Here is a 24,193-nt window from a genome sequence, read left to right as displayed (position 1 = left end):
GTGCCGCCCGAGGCTCCGCCCGTTCCAGTCCCGCGCCCGCCCGCCCGGCCGCCGGAACGCTCGGTCCCCGAGCCGCCCGCCAAGCCCCGGCTGGTGGCCCGCCACGAGGCCCACCGGCGGAAGGCGGCCGCGCCCCGCCGCGAGAACCCGCTCAGCGTGCCGCTGGTGCTGGTGGTCCTCTCCGTCGTGATCAGCGCGGGCACCGCGATCGCGTTCGCCCGCTGACGGGACCCGGGGCTCCTCCGCACCCGCCGCCGCGAAGGAGCCCCGGCCCTCGGACCGCTCCCGCCCCCGACATGACCGGCACGCCGCAGTCGGGTGGCGCGACGGTCGGGCGGATGTGACCCGCCGTGCGGCGGCCAGTGCGTCCAACGCCCTTCTCCTCCGGGGCGACCGGCGACAGGGTCGGACCCATGGGACTGTGGGAACGGCTGCGCCGCGCGCGGCGGCGCCGGCGCACCGAGGACGCTCCGCCGATCGGACCGAGGCTCGCCGAGGTGAAGTGGTACGCCAAGGCGGTGGAGCTGTCGGAGACCGGCACGCTCACCATGGCGCGGCGGCTGCCCGCGCTGATCGCGCAGGTGATGCGGCTGGCCTGGCACGCCAACCGGCGCGACCTGATCGCCACCATCGTGCTCAACGTCGCCGCCGGGGTGTTCACCGCGTTCGGGCTGCTGGCCACCACCGGCGTGCTGACCGCGCTGTTCTCGGCGGGCCCCACGCCCGACCGGGTCCGCGCCGCCGCGCCCGCGCTGCTGCTGGTGGGCGGCGCGGTCGCGGCCCGGGCGATGCTGGCGGCCGCCGCGCAGTGGGCGCAGGCGCGGCTGCGCCCCCAGGTGGAACGCGGGGTGGAGCTGCGGCTGTACGAGCGCACCACCCGCGTCGACCTGGACGCGCTCGACGACTCGGCGTTCCTGGACGACCTGCACCGGGCGCGGCTGCGCGGCGTCGACTCGGCGGCGTCCATGGTCGACCACGCCGTCGACCTGTTCACCGCCACCATCGGCGTCGCCGCCGCCGCCGGCGCCCTCGGCGTGCTGCATCCGGTGCTGCTGCCGCTGCTGCTGGTCACCGCGCTGCCGGAGGGCTGGGCGGCGGTGCGGGCCGCGCGGCTGGGCTACCTGACCCAGCTGGAGCTGGTGGAGGTGCGCCGCCGCGGCTGGATCATGGAGGAGCTGATGACCGAGCGCCGCCACGCCGCCGAGGTCCGTTCCTTCACCGTCCGCGACTTCCTGCTGGAGCGCTACGCGCTGCTGGCCGACCACATCCGCGCCGTGCTGCTGCGGCTGGCCCGCCGCCAGACCCTCACCCAGGTCTACGGCGACGTCCTGAAGGGCGTGGCGACCGCGCTGATGTACACGGCGCTGGGGGTGCTGCTGTGGCGGGGCGTGATGCCGCTGGCCGTCGCCGGGACCGCGGTGCTGGCCATCAAGACCGGCCAGTCCTCCCTCATCAACCTCGTCTACGCCCTCAACCGCTGCTACGAGGACGGGCTGTACTTCGGCGACTACCTGTCGTTCTGCGCGGAGGCCGACCGCCGCATCCGCCGCGGCCGCGACCGGGCGTTCGCGGCCGCCGACGGGCTGACCGGCTTCCAGGAGATCACCGCCACCGACGTCACCTTCACCTACCCCGGCAACGAGGCCCCGTCGCTGCGCGAGGTGTCGGTGCGGCTGCGGCGCGGCGAGATCGTCGCGCTGGTCGGCGAGAACGGCTCGGGCAAGACCACCCTGGCCAAGGTCCTGGCCGGGCTGTACGCCCCCCAGCACGGCCGGGTCCACTGGGACGAGGTCGCCGTCGCCGACCTGGACCCCGAGCGGCTGCGCCGCCACATCGCGGTCATCGCCCAGGACCACACCCACTGGCCGATGACCGCCGCCGACAACATCGCCATGGGCGACCCGCTGACCGACCCCCGCGTGGCGGCGGAGGTGCGCGCGGCGGCCGCCGACTCCGGCGCCGACGAGGTGGTCGACGGGCTGCCGCACGGGTTCGACACGCTGCTGGACAAGCGGTTCGCCGAGGGGCAGGAGCTGTCGGGCGGCCAGTGGCAGCGGCTGGCCGCCGCGCGCGGCTTCTACCGCCGCGCCCCGCTGCTGATCTGCGACGAGCCCACCGCCGCCCTGGACGCCCGCGCCGAGCACCAGCTGTTCGAGCGGCTGCGCGAGCACGCCGACGGCCGCACCGTCCTGCTGATCACCCACCGGCTCGCCTCCGTCCGCCACGCCGACCGGATCTACGTCCTGGAGGGCGGCCGGGTCGTCGCGCACGGCGACCACGCCTCCCTGATGGCGGAGGACGGCCTGTACGCCGAGCTGTACACGTTGCAGGCCTCCGCCTACGCCGACCCGGACCGGCGGGCCCTCGGCAACGGGCAGGTGTCCGGCGGATGAGCCCGCCGCGCCGTGCCGGCGGGGCCGGCGCTCCTCGACCAGGTGAGGCGTTCCCGGCATCGCGGCGGTGTTCCTGACACCGGCGGTCATAGGAACAGCCGGGATCTGGGTGTCCTCCGCACAGCGCGGCAGGCTCGGTCATGGATCCGTCCGGTGCGGACGGGGGGACTGACCGGGAGATGTCGATGAGTGTTGCCGTCGAGCAGGAGTACGTCGTCCAGCGCAACGGACGGCCCGCGACCGCCGCGGACCTGACGCCGCTGGCGTTCGCGGGTTTCGCCCACTTCACCGCCATGCAGGTGCGCGGGGGGCTCGTCCGGGGGCTGGACCTGCACCTGGCGCGGTTGCGGGCGGCGTCGCTGGAGCTGTTCGGGCGGGCGCTCCCCGACGAGCGGGTGCGGTCGTATCTTCGGGCCGCGCTCGCCGCCGGGCCGCGGGACGTGTCGCTGGTGGCGACGGTCTACTCGCCTGCGGGCGAGTTCACGGCGGCCGACGCGGAGCCGGAGGTGCTGGTGCGGACGGGCCCGCCCTCCTCCGGCCCCTCCGGCCCGCTGGCGCTGGCGGTCGTCGAGCACGAACGCGACCTGCCCGCCGTCAAGCACGTGGGCGAGGTGGCCAAGACCCACCGGCTGCGCCAGGCCGTCGCGCGGGGGTTCGACGACGCGGCGTTCGTGGACCGGCGGGGCCGGTTCAGCGAGGCGACGATCTGGAACCTGGCGTTCTGGGACGGCGAGGCGGTCGTGTGGCCGCGGGCGGAGATGCTGGCCGGGACCACGATGGGCGTCGTCCGCCGCCGGCTGGAGGGGCTGGGCGTGCCCCAGCGCGTCGCCGAGGTCCGCGTGGACGACCTGCCGGGGCTGGCAGGCGCGGTGGTGATGAACTCCTGGACGCCGGGGGTGGCGGTGCACCGGATCGGCGAGGTGGCGCTGCCGGAGGCGCCGTCGTTCCTGGAGGCGCTGCACCGGGCGTACACGGCCGAGCCGCTGACAGCGTTCTGAGTGACCGGTCGCGGCCATGTCCCCAGGTCGCGACCGGCCGTGGCGGCATGCCCCGGGTCGCACGCGCGGGAGGCGTTGGAGAGGAGCCGGGAATGTCCCGACCTGGGATGACTCTCATCCGGCACCGAGCCGGCGGCGGCCCGGACCTTCCCCGGGGCAGCCGGTGACGGGGCGGCGGGGTACGGGCCGGGTCCCGGACGCGCCATGCCCGGTGCTGCCAGAGTATGACCATGAGCCGCAAGTCCCCCGAACCCGGCCCTTTCGTGCCGAACGCGCTGGGATGCCTGCTGCTGGTGATGTTCGTCGCCGGTCTGGTGGCGTTCGTGGCGGCCCTGGTGATGTGGCCGTTCGGCGCGGCGGGCCGGACCGTGCTGCTGGTGGCCGGTGGCGGCCTGGTGAGCGCGCTGCTGGGACTGACGCTGATCCGGCTGTTCGGGGAACGGCTGAGCAGGTGGGGCGACCAGCCGCTGCGCCCGTCGGGACGGGTGACGCGCATCGCCGGGCAGCGGGTGCTCGGCCCGCACGTGGCCACCCGTAAGAACGCCAACCCCATCGAGATGTTCCTGGCCCTGGCGGTGGTGGTCGCGGCGGTGTTCGCCCTGCTGCCCGCGCTCAACTGGCTGGTCGGAGCGGTCGGCCCCGACGCCCCGGGCCTGGCGCGGCTCGCCGGGCTCTGGCTGTACGCGGTCGCGGTCGCGCTCGGGCTGGCGGCCGCCGCGGTGGTCGTCTTCCCCAAGGCGGTCGTGCGCACCCACGTGTTCCGGGACGGCCTGGTGCAGAACGCCAACGGCCGGTTGCGCTGCGTCACCTGGGCGGAGGTCGACCGGGTCGTCCTCTCCCGGGCGGCGGGCGGCAATCGCCTGCCCTACGCCGGGAAGGTGCTGGCCTACCATCTGGTCCTCGAATCCGGGAAACGCCTGAAGATCGACGCGCGGCCGGAGCTGAACGTCGACCCGCTCGGCGCGCACCTGCTGGCGGAGATGGGCAGGCGGGGACGTCCCGTCCTGGAGGGCGGCCCGGCCATCGGCGACTGGCGCCACCGCCGCGTCTGACCCCGGCGGGGATGGCGCGATCCGAGGGGTGCCGGGCGTTGCGGCCGTGTTCCGGCTGCACCAGGCTCGGAACCGTGCCGCGAGCGCGGCGCGCGCCTTCGTGGCCGCCGCGCGTCGCCCGGTCCTCCCCCGTTCGAGAAAGGTCGGTTCATCATGCCCGGATTCGAGATGCGTTTCCCGGCGACCGAGGTCGCGTTCGGTGCCCGGGAGTTCGTCGAGCGGATCGAGGAACCCTTCCTGGCCCACCACAGCCTCCGCAGCTACCTGTTCGGCAGCGCCATGGCCGCGCGGGAGGGCCTGGAGCCCGGTGACGACTACGACGACGAGCTGCTGTTCCTCGCCTGCCTCCTGCACGACGTCGGCCTGACCGACGACGGTGACGGTGACCAGCGTTTCGAGGTCGACGGCGCCGACCTGGCCGTGCGGTTCCTGCGCGAGCGGGGCGTCGGCGAGGAACGGACGCGGGTGGTGTGGGACGCGATCGCGTTGCACACCTCACCGGGGATCGCCGGCCGCAGGGAACCGGAGGTGGCGCTCGCCCAACGGGGCATCGCCGTGGACATGTCCGGCCAGGGGGCCGACCTCCTGCCGCCGGGGTTCGCCGACGAGGTGCACGCGCGGTTCCCCCGCCTCGACCTGGAGGAACGCTTCGCCGACGCCGTCGTCGCGCAGGTCCTTGCGAACCCGGCCAAGGGCGTGCCCATGTCGCTTCCCGGCGAGCTGGTACGCCAGCGCGTCCCCTCGGCGCACATGCCGACGTGGAGCGACATGGTCGCGGCCTCGCCGTGGCGCGACGCGTAGGTGATCGGCCGCCGGGCGGCTCAGTCCGGGGGACGGCGGGTTCCCGGCGCGAGCAGCATGAGGACCGGTGCCGCGGCGACCAGGAACATGCTCGCCGCGGCCAGGGCGAGGTCCTCCTTCCGCAGGATCGGTGTGGCGAGGGCCGCCCCCAGCGGCGGGGTCGCCTGCATCAGCGTGCGAAGGGCGCTGAAGGCGCGTCCGCGCAGCGGCCCGGGGATCCGCTCCATGCGCAGTGACTGCGCCCAGACCGTCATCGGCGCGCTGAACAGGCCGATGGCCAGGAACCCGGCCGCGACGCCCCACGGGCGCGGGGCCAGGAGCACCGCCAGGAAGCCGCCGCCGGCGGCGAGCTGTGCGAAGGCGAGCGCCCTCAGGGGGTCGAGGCGGGGCCGCCAGAGGCCGGCGACGGCCCCGCCGGCCAGCTCGCCGGCGGCGAGGGCGGCCAGCAGCAGGCCCAGGGCCGACGAGCCGCCGGGCAGGTGGGTCTTGGCGAGCCAGGGGGCCACCACCAGCAGCATCCCCTCGGCGACGTTGAAGGCCATGAACGCGAGCGTGGTGGCGACCAGGAGGCGGTCCCGGAGGAGCACCGGCAGCCGTGCCGTCGGCGTCGTGGCGGCGCCGGCGCGGGGGCCGGGCGTCAGGGGGCGCCGCACCGCGAGGGCCGCGACGGCGAAGACCAGGTAGGACGCGGCGTCGACGGCCAGGACGTGCGGGGCCCCGACGCCCGCGATCAGCAGGCCGCCGAGCGACGGGCCGACGACCCCGGCCGTTCCGAAGCTCAGGGCCTCCAGGGCGTTGGCGGCGTCCAGGTCGGCGCGGCGGACGAGATCGGGGATCGCGGCGGGGAAACCGGCCAGCGGGACCATCTTCAGCAGCCCGTGGACCGCGGCCACCGCGAACGGCAGCCAGGCGGGCGCCTCCCCCGCGGCGGCGGCCAGCGGGAGCGACCCCACGGCCCCGCCGCGCAGCACGCAGTCCGCGGCCAGCACGTGCCTCTTGTCGAACCGGTCCAGCAGCGGCCCGACCAGCAGGCCGCCGGCGAAGACCGGCAGGGTGAAGCAGACCGTCAGGAGCCCGAGGCGCGCGGTTCCGCCGGGCTGGGACAGCACCAGCCATGCCAGGGCCACGAAGGTCATGCCGTCTCCGGCGAGCGACACCGTGGAGCCCGCCCACAGCAGGCGGAAGTCCCGGTCCGCCAGCACGCGCCGGTAGGCGGCCGGCGTCCCCAGAACGTGATCTTGAGTGGACATGCCGGTCATCCTGTCGGCGCGGCGGGCCGCCGGGCTGGCGGTGATCGGACGGCGACCCCGGCGGCGGGCGTCCCGCTCCCCCGCGGGACGTCGATGTCCGATCACCGCCGGAGCGGTCCCGGTCGCGCTGGCAGACTGGCCCGGTGATCGCCGAAGAGGATGTTCGCCGCGCGGTCGAGAGCCGGGACCCGCGGTTCGACGGGTGGCTCTTCGTGGCCGTCACCACGACCGGCGTGTACTGCCGTCCCAGCTGCCCGGCCGTGATGCCCAGGCCGGAGAACCTCCGCGTCTTCCCCTCCGCGGCCGCCGCCCAGGTCAACGGGTTCCGGGCGTGCAAGCGATGCCGGCCGGACGCGTCCCCGGGCTCACCGGAGTGGAACTCCCGGGCGGACCTGGTCGGCCGGGCGATGCGGTTGATCGCCGACGGGGTCGTCGACCGCGAGGGCGTGGCGGGGCTGGCCGGCCGTCTCGGCTACAGCCGGCGGCAGATCCACCGCCAGCTCGTCGCCGAGGTCGGCGCCGGGCCGCAGGCCCTCGCCCGCGCGCAGCGGGCCCAGACCGCCCGGCTGCTGCTGGAGACGACCGCCCTGCCGGTCAGCGACGTGGCGTTCGCCGCCGGGTTCGCCAGCATCCGGCAGTTCAACGAGACGGTCCGGCGCCTGTTCGCGACCACCCCGACCGCGCTGCGGAACGCCCGCGCGCGTTCCGGGGCGGCCCCGGCGCCGGGCGTGGTCCCGCTCCGGCTGGCCTACCGCCCGCCGCTGGACGTGCCCGCGCTGCTCGGGTTCCTGGGCGCGCGTCCCCTGCCCGGCGTCGAGGAGTACGCGGACGGGGTCTTCCGGCGCTCGCTGTCCCTCCCCCACGGGCCGGGGACCGTCGCGCTGTGGCCCGTTCCGGGCGCCGACCATGTCGGGTGCGAGATCCGCCTGGCCGATCTGCGCGACCTCACCACGGCCGTCCAGCGCTGCCGCAGGCTGCTCGACCTGGACGCCGACCAGCGCTCCATCACCGCCTTCCTGGAGGCCGACCCGCTGCTGCGGCCGCTGGTCGCCGCCCGCCCGGGCCGCCGCGTGCCGGGCCATCCCGACGCCGCCGAGCTGGCCGCCCGCCTGCTGCTGGACGGGGACGCCGCTCTCGCCACGCTGATCCGGCGTCACGCCGAACCGCTGCCCGTGCCGGTCGGCGCCGTCACCCACCTCTTCCCCGACGCGGCGGCCCTGGCCACCCTGGACCACGCCGGTCCCGGCGCGCCGCCCGGCCGCGGCGAGGCGCTGCGGGCGCTGGCCGCGGCCCTCGCCGGTGGCGACCTCCGGCTCGACCCGGGGGCCGACCGCCGCCACGCGCGACGGCGGCTGCTCGACCTTCCCGGGTTCGACCCGCTGGTCGTCGACCACATCCGCATGCGCGTGCTCGGCGATCCCGACGTGTTCCCGGCCCGCTGCCCCAAGGTCCGGCACGCGCTGCGCAGACTGTCGAACGGCGCCGTCCCCGCCGACGTCCGGGCCCTCTCCGAATGTTGGCGCCCCTGGCGTTCCTATGCCACACAGCATCTGTGGGCGGGGTCTCCCGCTCCCGTCATTTCAGGCGTGTAGGGGCGCAAGCGCCGGGTAGCACCTTGCGGAGATATCACTCCTCGTAGTCATATGACTACAAGCTGAGCTGCTCGGGGGAAACCTGATGTTCATCAAACGCATGGCGAACTGCGCTCTCGCAGCCCTCGCCACCGTGCTCGTGGGCGGCCTGATCGCGCCGCCCGCCGAGGCGGCCGCGGTCGCCAACCCCAGGAACCACAAGGTCAAGGTGTGCCACCGGACCGCGTCGGATCGCCATCCCTACGTCCTGATCGAGGTGGACCGTGACTCCACCAAGTACAAGGGCCACCTGGCGCACCGGAACGACCCCGGACGCTGGAAGAAGGGACGCCGCGACTACATCGACGGCCTGGACGGCAGGATCGACTCGCTGCGCGACTGCCTGAAGAAGCACAAGCCGCACAAGAAGCCGCCGGGCAAGAAGCCTCCCGGCAAGAAGCCTCCCGGCAAGAAGCCCTCGGGCAAGAAGCCGCCGAACAAGCCCGGGCACGAGCAGAAGCCGCCCAAGCCGCCCAAGTCACCCGGCCGCTGCCGGGTCGCCGCTGCGTCGACGGCCGCCTGCAACTGAACGACGCGCCACCCGCTGCGGGGCACGGACGGCTCGCATCCGTCGCGTCCCGCAGCGGACCCGGCCTGAGGCGGGGTTACAGGCCGGGGATACGGCCGTTGCGGAAGGCGTCCACGAAAAGACGGTGATCGTCGCGGACGATCGCGGCGTACTCGGTGCCGAACGCCACCATCGCCTCCACGAACGCCTCCTCGTCGTCGCCGATCGCGGCGGTGATGGCGTCCTCCACCTGGAAGCCCACCAGGGTGTGGTCGGAGTCGCTGTCCGACACGCAGTGGATCTTGGCGGTGGCGCGGCCCAGGTCGTCCAGCAGCGACACCATCTCGTCCGGCTCGGTCAGCGCCGACCAGTCGAGGTCCTCCTCGTAGGGGGACAGCTCCTGCACCACGTAGCCGACGCCGTCGATCTCGGTGTAGCCCAGCCACGGGTCGGTGTTGGCCTGCAGCGCCCGCCGCGACACCGCCGTGCGGTGCCCGTGGTGCTTGAAGTACTCGCGGATGCGCGGGTCGTCGACCACGCGGCTGGGCGCGGCGACGTTGCCCTGCTTCATCGACAGGATGACGTCGTTCTCCAGCGCCTGGCTGTGCCCCTCGACCAGGATGTTGTAGGCCGACAGGCCCGCCGAGCCGATGCCGAACCCCGACGCCCCGACGATGTCCTTCACCCGGTAGGTGAGGCCCTTGAACCGCTTCTCCTCGGGGATGGTGGACAGGTAGTCCAGGTACGCCTTCTCGACCCTGGCGCGCTCGTCGTCCTCCAGCCGCCGCACGCCCGCGCGGCTGCGGAAGCGCCGCTCGTGCTGCTCGACGATCGTCTTGCCGTCCAGCAGCCCGATCCGGGTGGACGCCAGCGCCTGCACCAGCACGTCGCGCACGTACCCGTCGGCGGTGTCCAGGGTGAGGGCGAACGCGTAGTCGTCGGCGTGCTCGGCGAACTGCCGCACCTGGTCGACGTAGGCGCGCACGTAGGTCTCGATGAGGCGGCGGATGTCGTCGTCGGAGATCGCCTTGCTCCACGCCAGCAGCGCCACGCTGGCGACCAGGCGCTTGACGTCCCAGGTGAAGTGCCCGACGTACGCCTCGTCGAAGTCGTTGACGTCGAAGACGAAGACGCCGTCGTCGTTCATGTAGGTGCCGAAGTTCTGGGCGTGCAGGTCGCCCTGGATCCACACCCGCGAGGTGCGCTCGTCGGCCCACGGGTCGTCGTCGTGCACCACGTCGGCGTAGAACAGGCACGCGCTGCCCCGGTAGAACGCGAACGGGTCGGAGGCCATCTTGCGGAACCGGCGGCGGAACTCGGCGGGGCTGCGCTCCATCAGGTCGGAGAACGCCTCGACCAGCACGTCCACGATCTGCTTCTGGCGTTCCTCGGGGGCCCGTCGCCGCAGTCCCTCGGTGATGCTCGCCATGGCGTCTCTCCTCGTCGTCGTCCGGTGCGCCCCGCCCGGCGACCACCGCGCGAGGCATACCCGGTCATTGTGCCGAATCACGTGGCGGCGACGTGGCCGACAGGCGGCCGGGCTCCGGAACCGGCCGTGAACGGGCGGGGGTCGAGCCGCTCGCCCCTCCACGGCCGGTTCGCGGGACGTGCTCAGCGGAAGGCGTCGGCGTTCTCCCGCGCCCACTGCGCGAAGGTCCGGGCCGGGCGCCCGAGGACGCGCTCGACGGTGTCGGTCACCGTGTACGCCTCCTTCGGCGGGTCGGCGTACCAGCCGACGACGTGGTCGATGGCCTCCTGGGAGGCCCCGGCCCGGCGCATCCGCTCGCGCGCCTGCTCCTCGGTCAGCTCGACGAACCGGATCTCGCGGCCGAGGGCCTCGCCCAGGACGGCCAGCTTCCGCGGCATGTCCAGGACCTCGGGACCGGTCATCACGTACTCCCGGCCGGCGTGACCGTCCTCGGTGAGCGTCCTGGCGGCCACGGCCCCGATGTCGGCCTCGTGGATCATGGCGCTGCGGGTGGAGCCGAACGGCTCGCGCACCACGCCCTCGGTCCGGACCGACTCGGTCCAGAGCAGGGCGTTGGACATGAACTCCTGCGGCTGGAGGGTGGTCCACGGCAGCCCCTCGGCCGCCACGGCCTCCTCGACCGGACCCGGCTCGCCGCTCCACAGCATCGTCACGTGCCGGACGCCCGCCTTGGCGGCCATCCGCGCGATCTGCGCGCCGGTGCGCAACGGAGCGCCGTCCCGGGCGTCGAAGGTGATCAGGTGCACGGCGGTCACGCCCTCCAGCGCGGACGCCAGGCTGTCGGGCACCGCGAGATCCCCGGCCGTCACCTCCACCTCCCGGGGGAAGTCGGCGCGCGCGGGGTCACGGGTCAGCGCCCGCACCCGGTGGCCCCCGCCGAGCAGCTCCCTGACCACTTGACGGCCGACGTTCCCCGTGGCCCCGGTAACCAGAATGGTCATGATGTTCCTTCCGTCGTCAGGCAACACCACGACGCTAGAACCTCAAGATCACTTGAGGTCAAGGCGTGCCGCTCCGAGCCGGGCGGGCGCGTTCGCCTCGACGAAGGCCGCCAGTTCCTCCAGCGGCGCGCTCCTCGGCGGAACGATCACGAGCCGGTCCACCCCCGCCTCGCCGTAGGCGCGCACGGCGGCGGCGTCGATCCTGCGGCGCGGGGTGACCTGAACCTGGAGCGGCCCGCGGCCCTCCCCGGCCTCCTCGGCCTCCCCGGCCTCCTCGGCCTCCTCGGCCTCCACGGCCCGCAGCGCGGCGACGTGGTGCGCGGCCTCGTCCGGTGTGAGCAGCCATCCGTACCAGCCGTCGCCATGGCGGGCCGCGCGGCGCAGGGCCCGTCGGCTGTGCCCGCCGACGACGACCGGGAGGGGCGTCTGCACCGGACGCGGACGCGTGTCGACGCCCGCGAAGTCCACGTGCCGCCCGTGGAAGGCGGGCTCGTCGTCGTGCCAGAGCGAGCGCATCGCCCGCAGGTACTCGTCGGCGCGCGCCCCGCGTCCGGCCGCGGGGACGCCGAGGGCCCTCAGTTCGGGTTCCAGGTACCCCACCGCCATGCCGAAGACGAGCCGCCCGCCGCTGAGCACGTCCACGCTCGCGAGCTGCTTGGCCAGCACCAGGGGGTTGCGCTGGGGCAGCACGACGCAGCCGGTGCCGAGGCGGATCCGTTCGGTGTGCGCGGCGAGGTGGGCGAGCGCGACCAGCGGATCGAGGATCGGCTCGTCGGGGTCCATGGGCGAGACCGCGTCGCGCGGGCTCGGCAGGACGACGTGGTCGGCGGTCCACAGCGAGTCGTAGCCGAGCTCCTCGGCCAGGGCGGCGATCCGGGCGGCGGCGCCGGGGTCGGCGCAGGTGTTCATGTTGAGGCCGAACAGGCCGAGCGTAGGGGACATACACAGATAATCGAATATTTCTACGGTTGAGGAAATGGATGATTGACGGGTCATATCCTTGCGGCATGGCCGAACCGACCCGCGACCTGCCCGCCGGACTGGCCTCGGTGCTGGGCTTCCAGCTGTCCAAGTGCGGATGGTGGCTGGAGCAGCGCCTGGAGGAGGCGCTGGAGCCGCTGGGGATCCGCGTCCGGCACTTCCTGGTGCTGGCGATGCTGGACTCCTCCGGCACCTTGTCGCAGCAGGAGATGTCCGCCTACCTGCTGCTGGACCCGACCCTGATGGTCGGCCTGGTGGACGACCTGGAGGCGCGCGGGCTGTGCGAGCGCACCCGTGACCCCGCCGACCGGCGGCGGTACGCCGTGCGCATCACCCCGGCGGGACGTGGGCTGCACCGCCGCGCCCGGGCTCTCGCGGACGAGGTGGGCGGGGAGGTGTTCGGCCCCCTCGAACCCGGCGAGCTGCGGGTCGTCGCCGAGGCGATCGGACGCGTCATGCGGCCGTTCTGGGCGGAGCAGGCGGTCCGCCCGCGCCGCAAGGGCTGAGCGCGGGGTCCGAAGGGGAGCAGGGGACGTCAGGCGCAGCAGGCGCAACCGTGGTCTGCGCCCTGCGCGGCGGCGGGGGCCGGAACGGCGCAGCAGGCGTCGCCGCGCCACGCGTCGCGGCCCTCCCTGACCGCCACCGCCGCGATCACCAGCGCGGCGACCGGGTCGGCCCAGGCCCAGCCGAACAGGCCGTTGACCGCCAGCCCCGCCAGCAGGACCGCCGACAGGTAGGTGCACAGCAGGGTCTGCCGGGAGTCGGCGACCGCGCTGGCCGATCCCAGCTCACGGCCGGCCCGGCGCTGCGCGGCCGACAGGAACGGCATGACGGCCAGGCTCAGGGCGGCCAGCACCAGCCCCGGCGTGGAGGGGGCGGCCCCGCCGTCACCCAGCAGCGCCCGCGCCGAGTCGACGGTGACGTAGGCGGCCAGCGCGAAGAACGAGACCGCGATGATCCGCAGCGTCCGCCGCTCGCGGCGTTCGACCAGCTCGGGGTCGCGGGCGGAGAACTGCCAGGCGACCGCGGCCGCGGAGGCGACCTCGATGACCGAGTCCAGCCCGAAGGCGATCAGCGCCCCGGAGGAGGCGAGGGTCCCGGCGGTGACCGCGACGACCGCCTCGATCACGTTGTAGGCGATGGTGGCGGCCACCAGCAGCCGCACCCGCCGCGCCAGCGCCGCCCGGCGCTGGGGTGAGGGGCCTGGCGAGACCGTGGTCATGCCCGCGTCCCCGCGTCGGTGCCGTAGGTCGGGCACAGCGCCACCGCCCGGTCGGTGGCCGTCAGCAGGCGCTCGGCCGAGCGCAGCAGGTCCAGCAGTTCGGGGACGGCGATGGAGTAGAACGACTGGCGGCCCTCGGCGCGGTAGTCCACCAGCTTGCACCCGCGCAGGCAGGCCAGGTGCTTGGACACCGTGGACTGCGCCAGGCCGAGGTCGCGGGTCAGGTCCACCACCCGGGCCTCGCCGCGGGCCAGCCGCTGCACGATCGACAGCCGCACCGGGTCGGCCAGGGAGTGGAACAGCGCCGCCGCGGGCGCCAGCTCGTCCAGCGTACTCATTCCACAATCGGAATCAATCGCCATATTGGAATGATATGCCCGTTCTGTGATCCGTCAATCCCAGGTCAGGCGTTGGCGGAGCAGGGCCTGCTGGGCGGGGTTGGTCGCCAGTTCCAGGGCGCGCCGGTCGGCGGCGCGGGCGGCCCGGGGCCGGTCCAGGGCGCGGAGGAGTTCGGCGCGCGTGGCGTGCAGCAGGGGGTAGCGCTCCAGGGCCCGCCGGTCGGCGGGGGTGAGGGCGTCCAGCGCGGCCAGCGCGGCGGCCGGTCCCCCGTGGGGCGGCGGGGTGTGGCCGAGGGCGATGGCGCGGTTCAGGCGGTGGACCGGGGAGGGCGCCAGGGCCAGCAGCATGTCGTACAGGACGGTGATCTGGAACCAGTCGGTGGCCTCCCAGGCGGGGGCCTCGGCGTGGACCGCGACGATGGCGGCCTGGAGCTGGTAGGGCCCGGGGCACCGCAGCGCGGCGGCGCGTTCCAGGAGGGCGGTCGCCTCGGCGATGGCGGCGCGGTCCCAGCGTCCGCGGTCCTGGTCGCGCAGCAGGACCAGGTCGCCGCCGGGGGTGAAGCGGGCGTCGGCGCGGGCCTGGTGCAGGCGGATCAGCGCCAGCAGGCCGAGGACCTCGGCCCGGCGGGGCATCAGCCAGGCCAGCTGGGCGGCCAGCCATTCGGCGTCGTCGGCCAGGTCGCGGGCCTGGGAACGGTCGCCGCCGCTGGTCAGGTAGCCCTCGTTGAACAGCAGGTACACCACCGCCAGGACCTGGTCCAGGCGGTCCGGCAGCTCGGCGTCGGAGGGAACGCGGTAGGGGATGCCCGCCTCGGCGATCTTGCGTTTGGCGCGGGTGAGGCGCTGGGCCACGGTGGCCTCGGGGACCAGGAACGCGGCGGCGATCTGGGCGGTGGTCAGCCCGCACACCGCGCGCAGGGTGAGCGCGATCTGCCCGGCCCGCGGCAGCGCCGGGTGGCAGCAGACGAAGACCAGTCTCAGGCGGTCGTCGGGGTCGCCGCGGGGCGGCCAGTCCAGCCGGGCGAGCTTGTCGCGGTAGACCGTCCGGCGGCGCAGGACGTCCAGGCCCCGGCGGCGGGCGACGGTCAGCAGCCAGGCGTCGGGATGGTCGGGGACGCCGTCGACCGGCCAGCGGCGCAGGGCGGTCTCGACGGCGTCGGCGACCACGTCCTCGGCGGCGGCGAAGTCGCCCAGGACGTGCACCAGGGAGGCGGTGAGCCGCCCCGCGTGCTCGCGCAGCACGCGGGTCAGCTCACCGTGCGCCCGCTCCCGCCCGTGGTCCATCGGCCGCGGGACCTCAGACCAGCGGGCGGATCTCGACGACCGGGCAGCCGGGCCACGCGGCGGCGATGGCCAGCGCCTGGTCCAGGTCGGCCACGTCGAGCTCGGCGAAGCCGGACACCACCTCCTTGCCCTCCACGAACGGCCCGTCGGTCACCACCGCCTGGTCGCCGGTGAGACGGACGGTGGTGGCGGTGTGGTGAGGCTGCAGGCGGGTGTGGTGGGTGATGTGGGCGGCGTGCTCGGCGAACCACTCGCCGACCCGCGCGAACTCCTCCTGGCGTTCGCTCTCGCTCATCGCGGCCAGGCGCTGGGCGAACTCCTCGGTCTCGGCGAACATCAGCACGTATTTCAACGCGTCTCCTCCTCTGTGTGGAAGCGGGACCGGTCGGTTACCGGGCGTCGTTCGGGTCGGCGGGCAGGGGGCAGTACAGGTCGACGCCGTTGCCGTCGGGGTCGGCCACGGTGGCGTACCGCATGCCCCAGAAGGCGTCCCACGGCGGCTGGACCCCGCGGTGCCCGGCGCCGGTGAGGTCGGCGTAGGCGGCGTCGACCGCCTCGGGGGCGGGCAGCTGGAAGGCCAGGAACGTGCGCGGGTCGCCGGTCGGGCGGTCCCAGCCCGCCTCCTGGTGGACCGAGGCCCGGAACTTCTCGGTGTCCAGCATCAGGTGCAGCCCGCCGGGCAGGTCGCAGCCGGCGTGGTCGGGATAGGTGGGATCGACGCGGAAGTCCAGGCCCAGGCGGGCGTAGAAGGCGATCGCGGCCCGCAGGTCCGACACGACGATGTCGATCGTGTTCAGCACCGGCGTGAACGCCCGCTCGGAGACCGCGGGTTCGGGGTTCGGGGACGAGCTCATCGTCTGCTCCTGGAGATCGTGGGGTGAGCCGGATTCACCCCCTAGACGAACGGCCCACCGCCCGGTTCGACAGCGTCGCGGAAAAATCGCGGGACGGTGGCGCTTCGCCGCCCGCCGCCCGGAGCCGACATAATCGATCATCGTGACCCCCGAACTGGCAGCCCTGGTCGCCGGAGCCTCCACCGACCATCCTCGCAAGCTCAGGTCCGGCCTGCGGAAGCTGGCGTCCCCGCTACCGCCCGCGGAACGGATCGCCTTCTACGAACAGGCCTGCCGTGCGCTCGCCGAGGTCTCCACCGAGGGCTCCGCCGAGGTCGCGACGTGGGCGTTCACCCAGGCGCGGAAGACCGGGAAGGAGGAGGGGGCCTCCGACGTCGAGCGCCTGCACGGCGTGCTGCTCGAACTCGTCCCGGCGGGGGTGGTCGCCCCGACCGTGCTGCGCGACCACGCCGGCGCCCTGAGCGCGCACTTCCCGCCCGGCGAGGCGCACGCCCGCTTCCGCGCGGTGGTCTGCGCGGGTTTCGCCGCCGGTCTGATCCCCTACGCCCGCGTCTTCCCCGACCTGCGGAGGCTGGCCGCCGCGGCCGGGCTCGCGAAGGACGACGAGGACCGGTTCCTCGCCACCCGCCTGCTGCGCGACGGTCTGCTGCCCGGCGCCCCGCCGACGATCTGGGCGGCCGCCGCGCCCGCGCTGGCCGCCGTCGCGGCCCGGGACGGCGGGCTGCTGGACCTGCTGGTCGCGGCCGAGCCCGACCCGCCCGCGGACGAGACCCGGCACCGGTGGCTGGAGATCCTCGCCGACGCGGGAGCCGGGGCCCGCCTCCCGCCGGAGTGGTTCGCCACCACCGGCCGCCGCTGCCCGGCCGCCACGCTGCTCCGCCTCGCCGACCAGGGCGAGCAGCACCTGTTCCCGCGCACCGGCGAGCCGCCGTCCGGCACCGACCCGGCGGCGGTCCCGCCCACGCCCGCCCCCTGGTACGACGCGCCCGACGCCGAGCTGCGCGCGACCCTGCGGGCGGACCTGGAGTCCGGCGACCTGTCCCGCCTCGACCGGGGCCTGTCCTGGCTGGCCGACAAGGGCTCACCGTTCCTCCGGCGCAATCCGGGATTCCTGAGCGGGCTGAGCATCGGCGACCCCGTGGACACGCTGCTGGCGGAACTGCGCACCGGCATCCCGGAGGAGATCGGCATCCGGGCGGTGCTGCCGGCGTACAGCTCCGGATGGAGGAGCGGCACCCGGTCCATCTTGCAGCACCGCGCGTACGTGACCGTCCGGGACGACGGCGAGGCCGTGGCGTCGGACGGGCGGGGCGGCGCCTGGAAGCTCCCCCTCGGTTCCTGCCCGGCCGATCTGATGCCCTGGTACGACGGCACGTCCTGGTACGTGTCACGCCAGCGTCCCGGCGGCCGCTGGCAGACGTTCCTGGTGGAGGGGCCGGCAGGCGACGTGCTGACGCTGGAGCCCGGCTCCCGCACGGCCCGCCCCGAGGCGCCGGGCACCGGGCGGGTCACCTTCCCCGGCGCCACCGAGCGGAACACCGTGCGGCTCCGCGACGGCGTGATCACCGTGACCGCGCCGGACGGCGCCGAGATCCTCACCACGGCCTTCACCCCGCGGCAGGCGGAGGTCCCCCCGCCCGCCGCGTGGGACGCGCGGGACGCCGTGGACCCGGCCGGTTCGGCCTGGCTGCGGTCGCTGGACCGGGAGGAGGTCCGGCGCCTGATGGCGCCCGTGCTACCCAGGTCCGGCGTGCGGTCCATCCGGCGCGGAGGGTTCGTCGAGGAGCTGGTGCCCCGGATCACCGCGCCCGAACTGGCCCACGCGGTGGCCGAGCGCCTGGAACGCGCGGTGCGCTGCCTGTTCACCGAGCACCGGCTGCTGACCGGGGAGGGGGCGGCGCCCCGCCCGCCGCTGTTCCCGCTCCTGGAGACCGCCCCCGACCTGCCGACACGCCACCTGCGGCCGATGGTGACACTCCGGCTGGTCTGCGAACATCTCCTTGAGGCCGCGGCGGACGGCCCGGAGCCGCCGGAGCCGGTGCTCCTGCGCACGTTCGACCGGATCGACGCGACCGAAACGATCGGCGAGGGGGCCGAGGACGTGATCGGCCTCGCGCTGTCCTGGCTGTGGCCGTGGACCCCGCACCGGGAGTGGACCCTGGACGCTCTGCGGGCCCGCGCGAACACCCCGCTGGGCGACGGCAGCGGACGCTGGCGGGTGCTCTGGTTCGACCGGCCGTTCGGCGGGCCCGACCACTCCCACCTCCAGTTGTGGCGGACCCCCGACGGCGCGCTGATGACGGTGAGCGACCGGAGCCTGTGGCGGGACCTGTTCGTGGCCGTCGAGTTCTCACCGGACGGCCGCTTCCGCCCGGCCCGGCTCCCGGACCGCGCGCCCCCTGTCGCCACCGTTCCCCAGAGCCGGTTCAGCCCGGACTTCCTGCGCCGCCTGGAGCGGCTGCGGGCCGAGAACGGCCCCCCGCCCGCCGACGCCGGGACCGCGCGGGAACTGGCCGAGCGGGCCGGCATCACCACCGCCAACGCCGTGGGGATCCTGTACGGCGACGAGCACGGCTCCGTCCGGTCGGCGCTGAAGCTTCCGCCGGACGAGCCGGGCCTGCCCACCGACGTCGTCGAGCTGCTCGACGCCACGCGGCACGAGAGGGAGACGTCGGGCACGCTGGAGTGGAGGCATCTCAGTGTCGGCGGCCGCCGCTCGGGCCACCTCGGGCGGTTCCGCGAACGCCTGATGCCCGACGACCCCGCCGACCTGTGGACCTCCGGCCCCGACATCGCCCGCGCCGCCGACTGGTGGCGGGCCCAGCGGGAGCGGCACGGCGAGTGAGCCCCGCGGATCCGCCGCGCTCAGCTCCCCGACCTCAGCTCCCCAACGCCAGCTCCAGCGGGTCCGACGCGGTGGCTCCTCGCCGGTGGGCGTCGGAGTAGGCGGCCTCGCCCAGCGCCTGGCGCAGGTGCCGCACGGTGTCGTCGTGGGCTTTCAGGAACGGCCCGTAGAGGGTGACGCCCAGCGACCGCCGCAGCCGGTGGGCGGCGCCGAGCAGGAGCGCGGCGCGTTCGGCCTCGCCGGTCAGGCAGAGGTTCCAGGCGAGGAGCTCCACGCCCCAGGTGGGCGACCAGGTGTCGTCCAGCTCGCGCTGCCCGGCTATCGCCTCCTGGATCAGCCGGGTGGCGAGGTCGCGGTCGCCGTGGCGCATCTGGGCCAGTCCCATCCCCCACCGCGCCCACGAGCGCGTCCAGCGCCCGCCGTGGTGGTCGGCCTCGGCGAGGTACTCCCGGGCGGCGTGCAGGGCGCGGTCCCGGTCGCCGAGGAACGCGGCGGCCATGGTCCACAGCAGGGTGGCCCAGTGCTGCTCCCCCATCTGACCCGCGCGGCGGAAGTGGCCGCGCGCGTCGGCCAGCAGGGCGATCGAGCGGGGGTCTCCCAGGGCCAGCAGGGTGTGCGCGCCCTCGGCCACCGCCCTGGCGGCCGAGGACCCGGGGGACCCGTCGTCCAGGCCCCGGCAGGCCGCCAGGGCGGCGTCGGCGCCGTCCCGGTCGCCCTGGCACAGCGCCAGCCAGGTGACGAACGCCGCCGCCCTCGCCCGCACCGGGCACGGCGGACCGGGCTGGGCGGCCAACGCGCCCTCCAGCCAGCGGCGCCCCTCGGCCGGGGTGGCGCCGAACAGCCACAGCTGCGCGCGGCTCAGGTCCACCGCCAGCCGCAGCCCGAACGGCGCGTGGCCGGGTTCGGCGAGGGAGAACTCCATGGCCGCGCGCAGGTTCGGCAGGTCCTGGAGCAGCAGCGAGAGCCACTGGTGGTCACGCGGCCCGCACCACTGCGCCGCGGCCCGCGCGGCGACCTCCAGGAAGTGGTCGCGGTGCCGGACGCGCAGCGCGGTCTCCCGCCCGATCCGGCGCAGCCGCTCGTGCCCGTACTGGCGGACGGTCTCCAGCATCCGGTACCGCGCCGGGTCGGCCCCGGTGTCGGCGGTCAGCAGGGACTTGCGGACCAGGCCGCTCAGCAGGTCGAGCACCCGGTGCCGGCCGGTGGCATCGGCGGGGCCGGCGGGGTCGGTGGCATCGGTGGCATCGGTGGGGTCGGCGCACACCGCTTCGGCCGCCGCCAGGTCGAAGCCTCCGGCGAACACCGACAGCCGCGCCCACAGCGCCTGTTCCGGGCGGGTGCACAGTCCGTGGCTCCACTCCAGCACGCCGCGCAGGGTCCGGCGGGGGTCGCCGCCGTCCGACAGCAGCTCGAAGCGGTCGTCGAGCCGGTCGCTGATCTGCGTGACCGACAGCGTGTCCATCCGGACGGCGGCCAGCTCGATGGCCAGCGGGATCCGGTCGAGCCGGCGGCACAGCCGGTCGACGGCGTCCCGGTTGCGCGGGCCGACCCGGAAATCGGGCGCCGAGGCCCGGCCGCGCTGCGCGAACAGCTCCACCGCCTCGGCCTCGGTCAGGGCGGGCACCGGCAGGACGTGCTCGTCGGCCAGCCCCAGGCGGTGCCGGCTGGTGGCCAGCACCACCAGGCCGCCGGCGGCCGGGAGCAGGGCGGTGACCAGCGCGGTGACCTCCGGCACCAGATGCTCGCAGTTGTCCAGGACCAGCAGCAGCCGACGGTCGCGCAGATGGTCCGCCAGCACCCGCGTCCAGCCCCGTGCCGACTGGTCGCGGATGCCCAGCGCCTCGGCCACCGCCAGCGCCAGCAGTCCCGGTTCGGTGAGCGCGCTCAGGTCGGCCCACCACGCGCCGTCGGGGAACGCCGGCGCGGCCCGCGCCGCGGCCCGCAGCGCCAGCCGGGTCTTGCCCGCCCCGCCCGCGCCCGTCATGGTCACCAGGCGGGCCTGGCCCAGCAGGTGCGCCGCCTGCCGCAGCTCCGGCCCGCGCCCCACGAACGAGGTGGTCTCGGCCGGCAGGTTCCCCGCCACCCGCGGCCTGTCCAGGCGTTCGCCCGCCCCCAGGGCGGGGTCGGTGACCAGGATCCGCTGGTGCAGGTCCCGCAGTTCCGGGCCCGGGTCCACTCCCAGCTCCTCGGCCAGCAGCGCGGCGACCCGGTGGTAGCACTCCAGCGCCTCGCCCGGACGGCCCGACCGGTATAGCGCCAGCATCAGCCGCCCCCACAACCGCTCGCGCAGGGGATGTTCGGCGGTCAGTTCCCGCAGCTCGGCCAGGACATCGGCGTACCGTCCCAACGCCAGTTCGGCGTCGACGCGCGCCTCCACCGCGCACAGGCGGCGTTCGGCCCACCGCGCCTGCACCTGCTCGCGCAACGGCTCGGAGCCGAGCTCGGGCACCGGCGCGCCGCGCCACAGCCCCAGGGCCTGGCGGAGCAGGTCGGCGGCCTCGGCGGGCCGGTCGGCGGCCTCGGCGCGGCCCACCAGCGTCTCGAAGCGGTCCAGGTCCAGCGCCTCGGGATCGACCCGCATCAGGTAGCCCTGGGCGTGCGACAGCAGCGGCGACGGCTCCCCCAGCCGCCGCCGCACCCGCAGCACGTAGTTCTTCAGGGCGTTGCGCGCGCCGTGCGGCGGCCGGTCGCCCCAGACCCTGCCGATCAGGGACTCCACCGGCACCACGCGGTTGCCGTCGAGCACCAGCGCCGCCACCAGCGCGCGGTGCCGGGACGCGGTGATCTCCACCGGCACCCCGTCCGACAGCACTTCCAGTGGTCCCAGGACGTTGAAGACGAACCCCACCCGCCCACCATCCCACAACCGTGAGTGACCGAGGCGATACCGACAGGTGACCGGTCCCGCCGACCCTGGAGGCGTCAACCGCCCATCCGCACGGAAGGCACCACCATGAGCCCTCGCCGGCGTCCCACCAGCGTCCCCCGCGACCTGTCCACCCGATGCGAGAGGGCCTCCCGGTGGATCACCGGTACCGCGATGGCGATGGCCGTCATGGGCATGGTCCTGCTGACCCCTCTCATGGCCACCACGACACCACCACCAACGAAACCCCTCAAGGCGACCGCGCGATCCGATGATCACGCCACCGTCCGGACCGGGCGTTCCGCGCCCGCCTACGGGCACCGTGTCACCGGGTTGCTGGCCCTGATGCGGATCGACGACTGGTTCGCCGGGGTGCGGCTCGCCTATCGCGGGCTGCCGTAGCCCTCGTCGCCGCGATCCTCGCCCGAGGCCGTGTTTCAAAGCCCTGGCCTACGGCGCTCGCCCGGGGGGCTCGCACCTGACCAGGTCTTGGCGAGCGCGGCATCGCTTCGCGATCTGACCTGCGGGCCCTCGCCTCCGGCGTCGGGCCCGCAGGTCAGGTCACACACTCGCGTGCGCGGCTGAGGCCCACTGTGAAACAGGCCCTAGGCCCGCTCCCCCGAGGACGGTCCGCCGCAGCTCCGGTGGAGGGCGTTGGCCAGGATGGCGTCGGCGTCGGCGTGGCCGAAGGGTTCGTCGCTGACCAGCAGGCGGTACCACAGCGGTGCGACCAGTGAGTCTTCGAGGAGTTCGGGGGCGAGACGGGGCAGCCGCCCGGCCTCCTGCGCGGCGACGATGCGCACCTGGTTGGCGGCGCGGAAGGGGACGTGGAACCGTTCCCGGATCGCGGCCTTGAGCGCGGGGTCGTGCTGGGCGGCCCCGAGGATGCCCACGATGATCGGGCGCAGGAGGGGGTCGTTGAGGGTGTCGACGAACCTGTGCAGCCAGTTCCGCAGGTCGGTGATGATGTCGCCGGTGTCGGGCAGGGGCACCACGGACTCGGCCCACGACTCCTGGAGCGCGTCGAGGAACACCGCGTTCTTGCTCGGCCACCAGCGGTACACGGTCGGCTTCCCCACCCGCGCGCGGGCCGCGATCGCCTCCATGGTGACGGTCGCGTAACCCTGCTCGGCGCACAGGTCGAGCGCCGCCCGCAGGATCGCGTCCCGGGAACGGGCCGTACGGCGAGGGGTTGCTTCGGGCACGTCCGGAGCCTAGCACGAATGAAACGTTACGTTACGTTCTTGACGCGGGCAGGGGGAGGACTCGATACTTCGAACGAAACGTTACGTAACGTTTCATTCTGAACGGAGACCCCACCATGTTCGAGAACGAAGAGCGCGAACGGTCCGCGGTGTCGGTGGTCGGGCTGGGCCAGATGGGCGCCCGGCTGGCCCAGGCGTTCCTCGCCGCCGGGCATCGCACCACCGTCTGGAACCGCACCCCGGCCAAGGCCGAGGCCCTCGCCGCGCAGGGCGCGGCGCGCGCGGACACCCTCGCCGGGGCGATCGCCGCCAGTCCGCTGGTGGTGGTCTGCCTGCCGGACTACGGGGTCGTGACGGGCCTGCTCGCGGGCGCCGACCTGCGCGGACGCGTCCTGGTGAACCTGACCTCCGGGACCCCGCAGGAGGCCCGCCGGATGGCCGGCGGCACCGGCGCGGGATACCTGGACGGCGCCGCCATGAGCGGGACCCGGCTGGTCGGGCGCCCCGAGGCGCTGTTCGTCTTCAGCGGCGACCCGGACGTCTTCGCCACGCACCGGCCGGTCCTGCGGAGCCTCGGCCGGGCCGTCCACCTGGGCGCCGACCCCGGCCTGGCCGCCGTGTACGACACCGCCCTGTTCGGCCTGGCCTGGGGGGCGCTCGCGGGCTTCCACCACGCCGTCGCGCTGACCGGCGCGGAGGGCGTCGCCCCCGAGGAGTTCGCCGCCGTGGCGACCGGGCACATGCCGTTCGTCACCTCGCTGATGGGCGAGCACGCCCGCCAGGTCGCGAAGGGCGAGTACCCCGACGACGACGGCACCGTGGAGGTGCACGCCGCGGCGATGGAGCACCTGGTGCACACGAGCGCCGCCCTGGGCGTGCGCACCGACGTCCCGGAACTCGTCAAGGCGTTGCTGGACCGCGCGGCCGCCGCCGGACACGGCGCCGACGGCATCGCCAGCGTCGCGGGGGCCTTCGGGAACTCGACCGCGCGCGTTTAGCCGAGGACGGCCCGTTCGAAGGAACACGCCTCCTGCCGCCGACAGGCTGGCAGGAGGCGCTCCGCCCTGATGGCCCGTCACCTCGCGCGGCCCTACGCTGGCCCAAAGAACATGGGAGGCCGCTGGTGGGAGATGTGACGCCGGTCGAACAGCCGCTGAAGGCGCGGACGCACCCCGAGTGCGCGCGGGTCGGCAGGGCCCTGTCCAACGGTCCGGCATGAGCGCCCCGTCGGCCGAACCGGTCGTCATCGACGGCGGCGACCGCTCCTGCGTGCGGCTCCTGCTGGAGCTGCGGGGCAGGCTGGAGGCGCTGCCGGCCGGAACCCTGGTGCACCTGATCGCCACCGACCCGGCCGCGCCGCTGGACCTGGCCGCCTGGTGCCATCTGACCGGCCACGCCTACCTCGGGCCCCTCACCGGCTCCGGCATCGACCGCCCGGCCTACGCCCTGCGCGTGAACGGGGCCGCCCGCGCCACCGACCCGGCCTCGCCCTGGCGGCCCCGGCCCTGAGCCGCCTCGAACCGCCTGCGGCGCGG

Annotated in this window: 23 protein-coding genes; 12 read left to right on the top strand and 11 right to left on the bottom strand. The window is 74.8% G+C overall.

From position 1 onward, the window contains the following. The 5 genes from AKI01S_RS51985 to AKI01S_RS33670 form a co-directional block, all read left to right on the top strand. Positions 1-225: hypothetical protein (locus AKI01S_RS51985; RefSeq protein WP_218009917.1), on the top strand; the 225-nt coding region annotated here is incomplete at its 5' end. Between the two features lie 188 nt (positions 226-413). Further along, entirely contained in the window at positions 414-2,393 is a 1,980-nt protein-coding gene (locus tag AKI01S_RS33685; protein ID WP_084000509.1) for an ABC transporter ATP-binding protein, read from the top strand. A gap of 185 nt (positions 2,394-2,578) precedes the next feature. Next, positions 2,579-3,391 (top strand): aminotransferase class IV family protein, encoded by an 813-nt coding sequence (locus tag AKI01S_RS33680; protein ID WP_067826891.1) that lies wholly within the window; start codon positions 2,579-2,581, stop codon positions 3,389-3,391. A 230-nt stretch (positions 3,392-3,621) separates the two neighbouring features. Continuing rightward, a complete protein-coding gene (locus AKI01S_RS33675) occupies positions 3,622-4,443 on the top strand; it encodes a hypothetical protein (protein ID WP_157420335.1) in 822 nt (273 codons plus the stop codon). Between the two features lie 153 nt (positions 4,444-4,596). After that, positions 4,597-5,244 (top strand): HD domain-containing protein, encoded by a 648-nt coding sequence (locus AKI01S_RS33670; RefSeq protein ID WP_067826880.1) that lies wholly within the window; start codon positions 4,597-4,599, stop codon positions 5,242-5,244. A 20-nt stretch (positions 5,245-5,264) separates the two neighbouring features. Here the strand turns inward: AKI01S_RS33670 and AKI01S_RS33665 are convergent, their stop codons facing one another. Continuing rightward, positions 5,265-6,494: an MFS transporter gene (locus AKI01S_RS33665; RefSeq protein ID WP_084000508.1), complete on the bottom strand. Its 1,230-nt coding sequence runs from the start codon at positions 6,492-6,494 to the stop codon at positions 5,265-5,267. Positions 6,495-6,637: 143 nt separating this feature from the next. On the opposite strand from AKI01S_RS33665, the gene AKI01S_RS33660 reads away from it, so the two are divergent. Next, the gene (locus AKI01S_RS33660; RefSeq protein WP_067826875.1) at positions 6,638-8,086 is read left to right on the top strand and encodes a DNA-3-methyladenine glycosylase 2 family protein; all 1,449 of its coding nucleotides are present in this window, start codon (positions 6,638-6,640) and stop codon (positions 8,084-8,086) included. 85 nt (positions 8,087-8,171) lie between these two features. Further along, complete coding sequence (locus tag AKI01S_RS33655) at positions 8,172-8,654, top strand: hypothetical protein (protein ID WP_067826870.1); 483 nt, start codon at positions 8,172-8,174, stop codon at positions 8,652-8,654. Positions 8,655-8,730: 76 nt separating this feature from the next. On the opposite strand, the gene AKI01S_RS33650 is transcribed toward AKI01S_RS33655, so the two are convergent. The 3 genes from AKI01S_RS33650 to AKI01S_RS33640 form a co-directional block, all read right to left on the bottom strand. Then, a complete protein-coding gene (locus tag AKI01S_RS33650) occupies positions 8,731-10,062 on the bottom strand; it encodes a DUF2252 domain-containing protein (RefSeq protein ID WP_067826867.1) in 1,332 nt (443 codons plus the stop codon). A gap of 182 nt (positions 10,063-10,244) precedes the next feature. Continuing rightward, a complete protein-coding gene (locus AKI01S_RS33645) occupies positions 10,245-11,063 on the bottom strand; it encodes an NmrA family NAD(P)-binding protein (RefSeq protein ID WP_067826864.1) in 819 nt (272 codons plus the stop codon). 48 nt (positions 11,064-11,111) lie between these two features. Further along, a complete protein-coding gene (locus tag AKI01S_RS33640; protein ID WP_067826861.1) occupies positions 11,112-12,005 on the bottom strand; it encodes a TIGR03619 family F420-dependent LLM class oxidoreductase in 894 nt (297 codons plus the stop codon). Positions 12,006-12,070: 65 nt separating this feature from the next. Between AKI01S_RS33640 and AKI01S_RS33635 the strand changes: the two genes are divergently transcribed. Then, positions 12,071-12,550, top strand: coding sequence for a MarR family winged helix-turn-helix transcriptional regulator (locus tag AKI01S_RS33635; RefSeq protein ID WP_067826857.1), 480 nt, complete (start codon positions 12,071-12,073; stop codon positions 12,548-12,550). A 29-nt stretch (positions 12,551-12,579) separates the two neighbouring features. Here AKI01S_RS33635 and AKI01S_RS33630 read toward each other — a convergent pair whose 3' ends face one another. The 5 genes from AKI01S_RS33630 to AKI01S_RS33610 are packed head-to-tail and all read right to left on the bottom strand — an operon-like array spanning position 12,580 to position 15,742. Beyond that, positions 12,580-13,266, bottom strand: coding sequence for a cation efflux transmembrane domain-containing protein (locus AKI01S_RS33630; protein ID WP_067826854.1), 687 nt, complete (start codon positions 13,264-13,266; stop codon positions 12,580-12,582). Beyond that, entirely contained in the window at positions 13,263-13,604 is a 342-nt protein-coding gene (locus AKI01S_RS33625) for an ArsR/SmtB family transcription factor (RefSeq protein WP_218009916.1), read from the bottom strand. Before AKI01S_RS33625 ends, AKI01S_RS33630 begins: the two co-directional genes overlap by 4 nt. A gap of 54 nt (positions 13,605-13,658) precedes the next feature. Further along, entirely contained in the window at positions 13,659-14,888 is a 1,230-nt protein-coding gene (locus AKI01S_RS33620; protein ID WP_067826842.1) for an RNA polymerase sigma factor, read from the bottom strand. Positions 14,889-14,901: 13 nt separating this feature from the next. Beyond that, entirely contained in the window at positions 14,902-15,231 is a 330-nt protein-coding gene (locus AKI01S_RS33615; RefSeq protein ID WP_245681888.1) for a YciI family protein, read from the bottom strand. 46 nt (positions 15,232-15,277) lie between these two features. Continuing rightward, on the bottom strand, positions 15,278-15,742 hold the full coding sequence (locus tag AKI01S_RS33610) for a VOC family protein (protein WP_067826832.1): 465 nt from the start codon (positions 15,740-15,742) through the stop codon (positions 15,278-15,280). A 142-nt stretch (positions 15,743-15,884) separates the two neighbouring features. Between AKI01S_RS33610 and AKI01S_RS33605 the strand changes: the two genes are divergently transcribed. Next, complete coding sequence (locus AKI01S_RS33605; protein ID WP_067826829.1) at positions 15,885-18,587, top strand: hypothetical protein; 2,703 nt, start codon at positions 15,885-15,887, stop codon at positions 18,585-18,587. 34 nt (positions 18,588-18,621) lie between these two features. Here the strand turns inward: AKI01S_RS33605 and AKI01S_RS54400 are convergent, their stop codons facing one another. After that, positions 18,622-21,435: an AfsR/SARP family transcriptional regulator gene (locus AKI01S_RS54400; RefSeq protein WP_067826826.1), complete on the bottom strand. Its 2,814-nt coding sequence runs from the start codon at positions 21,433-21,435 to the stop codon at positions 18,622-18,624. 105 nt (positions 21,436-21,540) lie between these two features. Here AKI01S_RS54400 and AKI01S_RS33595 point away from each other — a divergent pair, with 105 nt between their 5' ends. Further along, complete coding sequence (locus tag AKI01S_RS33595; protein WP_067826823.1) at positions 21,541-21,855, top strand: hypothetical protein; 315 nt, start codon at positions 21,541-21,543, stop codon at positions 21,853-21,855. Between the two features lie 203 nt (positions 21,856-22,058). On the opposite strand, the gene AKI01S_RS33590 is transcribed toward AKI01S_RS33595, so the two are convergent. Then, positions 22,059-22,658 (bottom strand): TetR/AcrR family transcriptional regulator, encoded by a 600-nt coding sequence (locus AKI01S_RS33590; protein ID WP_067826820.1) that lies wholly within the window; start codon positions 22,656-22,658, stop codon positions 22,059-22,061. Positions 22,659-22,774: 116 nt separating this feature from the next. Here AKI01S_RS33590 and AKI01S_RS33585 point away from each other — a divergent pair, with 116 nt between their 5' ends. Continuing rightward, positions 22,775-23,656, top strand: a complete 882-nt coding sequence (locus AKI01S_RS33585; RefSeq protein ID WP_067826817.1) for an NAD(P)-dependent oxidoreductase — start codon at positions 22,775-22,777, stop codon at positions 23,654-23,656. Between the two features lie 217 nt (positions 23,657-23,873). Further along, positions 23,874-24,167 carry a sulfurtransferase TusA family protein gene (locus AKI01S_RS33580; RefSeq protein ID WP_067826814.1) on the top strand — a complete coding sequence of 98 codons (294 nt, stop codon included), beginning with the start codon at positions 23,874-23,876 and terminating at the stop codon, positions 24,165-24,167. Positions 24,168-24,193 lie beyond the last annotated feature (26 nt).

This window comes from Actinomadura kijaniata NBRC 14229 (assembly GCF_001552175.1).
Lineage (GTDB): Bacteria > Actinomycetota > Actinomycetes > Streptosporangiales > Streptosporangiaceae > Spirillospora > Spirillospora kijaniata.
The sequence above is the reverse complement of the archived record's forward strand: the minus strand, read 5'-3'. Positions and strand labels throughout refer to the sequence as shown.

What these genes read in the sequence shown, in the direction of transcription:
- AKI01S_RS33685 (WP_084000509.1), top strand. Translation starts at nt 414, where the DNA reads ATGGGACTGTGGGAACGGCTGCGCCGCGCGCGGCGGCGCCGGCGCACC.
- AKI01S_RS33680 (WP_067826891.1), top strand. Translation starts at nt 2,579, where the DNA reads ATGAGTGTTGCCGTCGAGCAGGAGTACGTCGTCCAGCGCAACGGACGG.
- AKI01S_RS33675 (WP_157420335.1), top strand. Translation starts at nt 3,622, where the DNA reads ATGAGCCGCAAGTCCCCCGAACCCGGCCCTTTCGTGCCGAACGCGCTG.
- AKI01S_RS33670 (WP_067826880.1), top strand. Translation starts at nt 4,597, where the DNA reads ATGCCCGGATTCGAGATGCGTTTCCCGGCGACCGAGGTCGCGTTCGGT.
- AKI01S_RS33665 (WP_084000508.1), bottom strand. Translation starts at nt 6,494, where the DNA reads ATGTCCACTCAAGATCACGTTCTGGGGACGCCGGCCGCCTACCGGCGC.
- AKI01S_RS33655 (WP_067826870.1), top strand. Translation starts at nt 8,172, where the DNA reads ATGTTCATCAAACGCATGGCGAACTGCGCTCTCGCAGCCCTCGCCACC.
- AKI01S_RS33650 (WP_067826867.1), bottom strand. Translation starts at nt 10,062, where the DNA reads ATGGCGAGCATCACCGAGGGACTGCGGCGACGGGCCCCCGAGGAACGC.
- AKI01S_RS33645 (WP_067826864.1), bottom strand. Translation starts at nt 11,063, where the DNA reads ATGACCATTCTGGTTACCGGGGCCACGGGGAACGTCGGCCGTCAAGTG.
- AKI01S_RS33640 (WP_067826861.1), bottom strand. Translation starts at nt 12,005, where the DNA reads ATGTCCCCTACGCTCGGCCTGTTCGGCCTCAACATGAACACCTGCGCC.
- AKI01S_RS33635 (WP_067826857.1), top strand. Translation starts at nt 12,071, where the DNA reads ATGGCCGAACCGACCCGCGACCTGCCCGCCGGACTGGCCTCGGTGCTG.
- AKI01S_RS33630 (WP_067826854.1), bottom strand. Translation starts at nt 13,266, where the DNA reads ATGACCACGGTCTCGCCAGGCCCCTCACCCCAGCGCCGGGCGGCGCTG.
- AKI01S_RS33625 (WP_218009916.1), bottom strand. Translation starts at nt 13,604, where the DNA reads ATGAGTACGCTGGACGAGCTGGCGCCCGCGGCGGCGCTGTTCCACTCC.
- AKI01S_RS33620 (WP_067826842.1), bottom strand. Translation starts at nt 14,888, where the DNA reads ATGGACCACGGGCGGGAGCGGGCGCACGGTGAGCTGACCCGCGTGCTG.
- AKI01S_RS33610 (WP_067826832.1), bottom strand. Translation starts at nt 15,742, where the DNA reads ATGAGCTCGTCCCCGAACCCCGAACCCGCGGTCTCCGAGCGGGCGTTC.
- AKI01S_RS33595 (WP_067826823.1), top strand. Translation starts at nt 21,541, where the DNA reads ATGAGCCCTCGCCGGCGTCCCACCAGCGTCCCCCGCGACCTGTCCACC.
- AKI01S_RS33585 (WP_067826817.1), top strand. Translation starts at nt 22,775, where the DNA reads ATGTTCGAGAACGAAGAGCGCGAACGGTCCGCGGTGTCGGTGGTCGGG.
- AKI01S_RS33580 (WP_067826814.1), top strand. Translation starts at nt 23,874, where the DNA reads ATGAGCGCCCCGTCGGCCGAACCGGTCGTCATCGACGGCGGCGACCGC.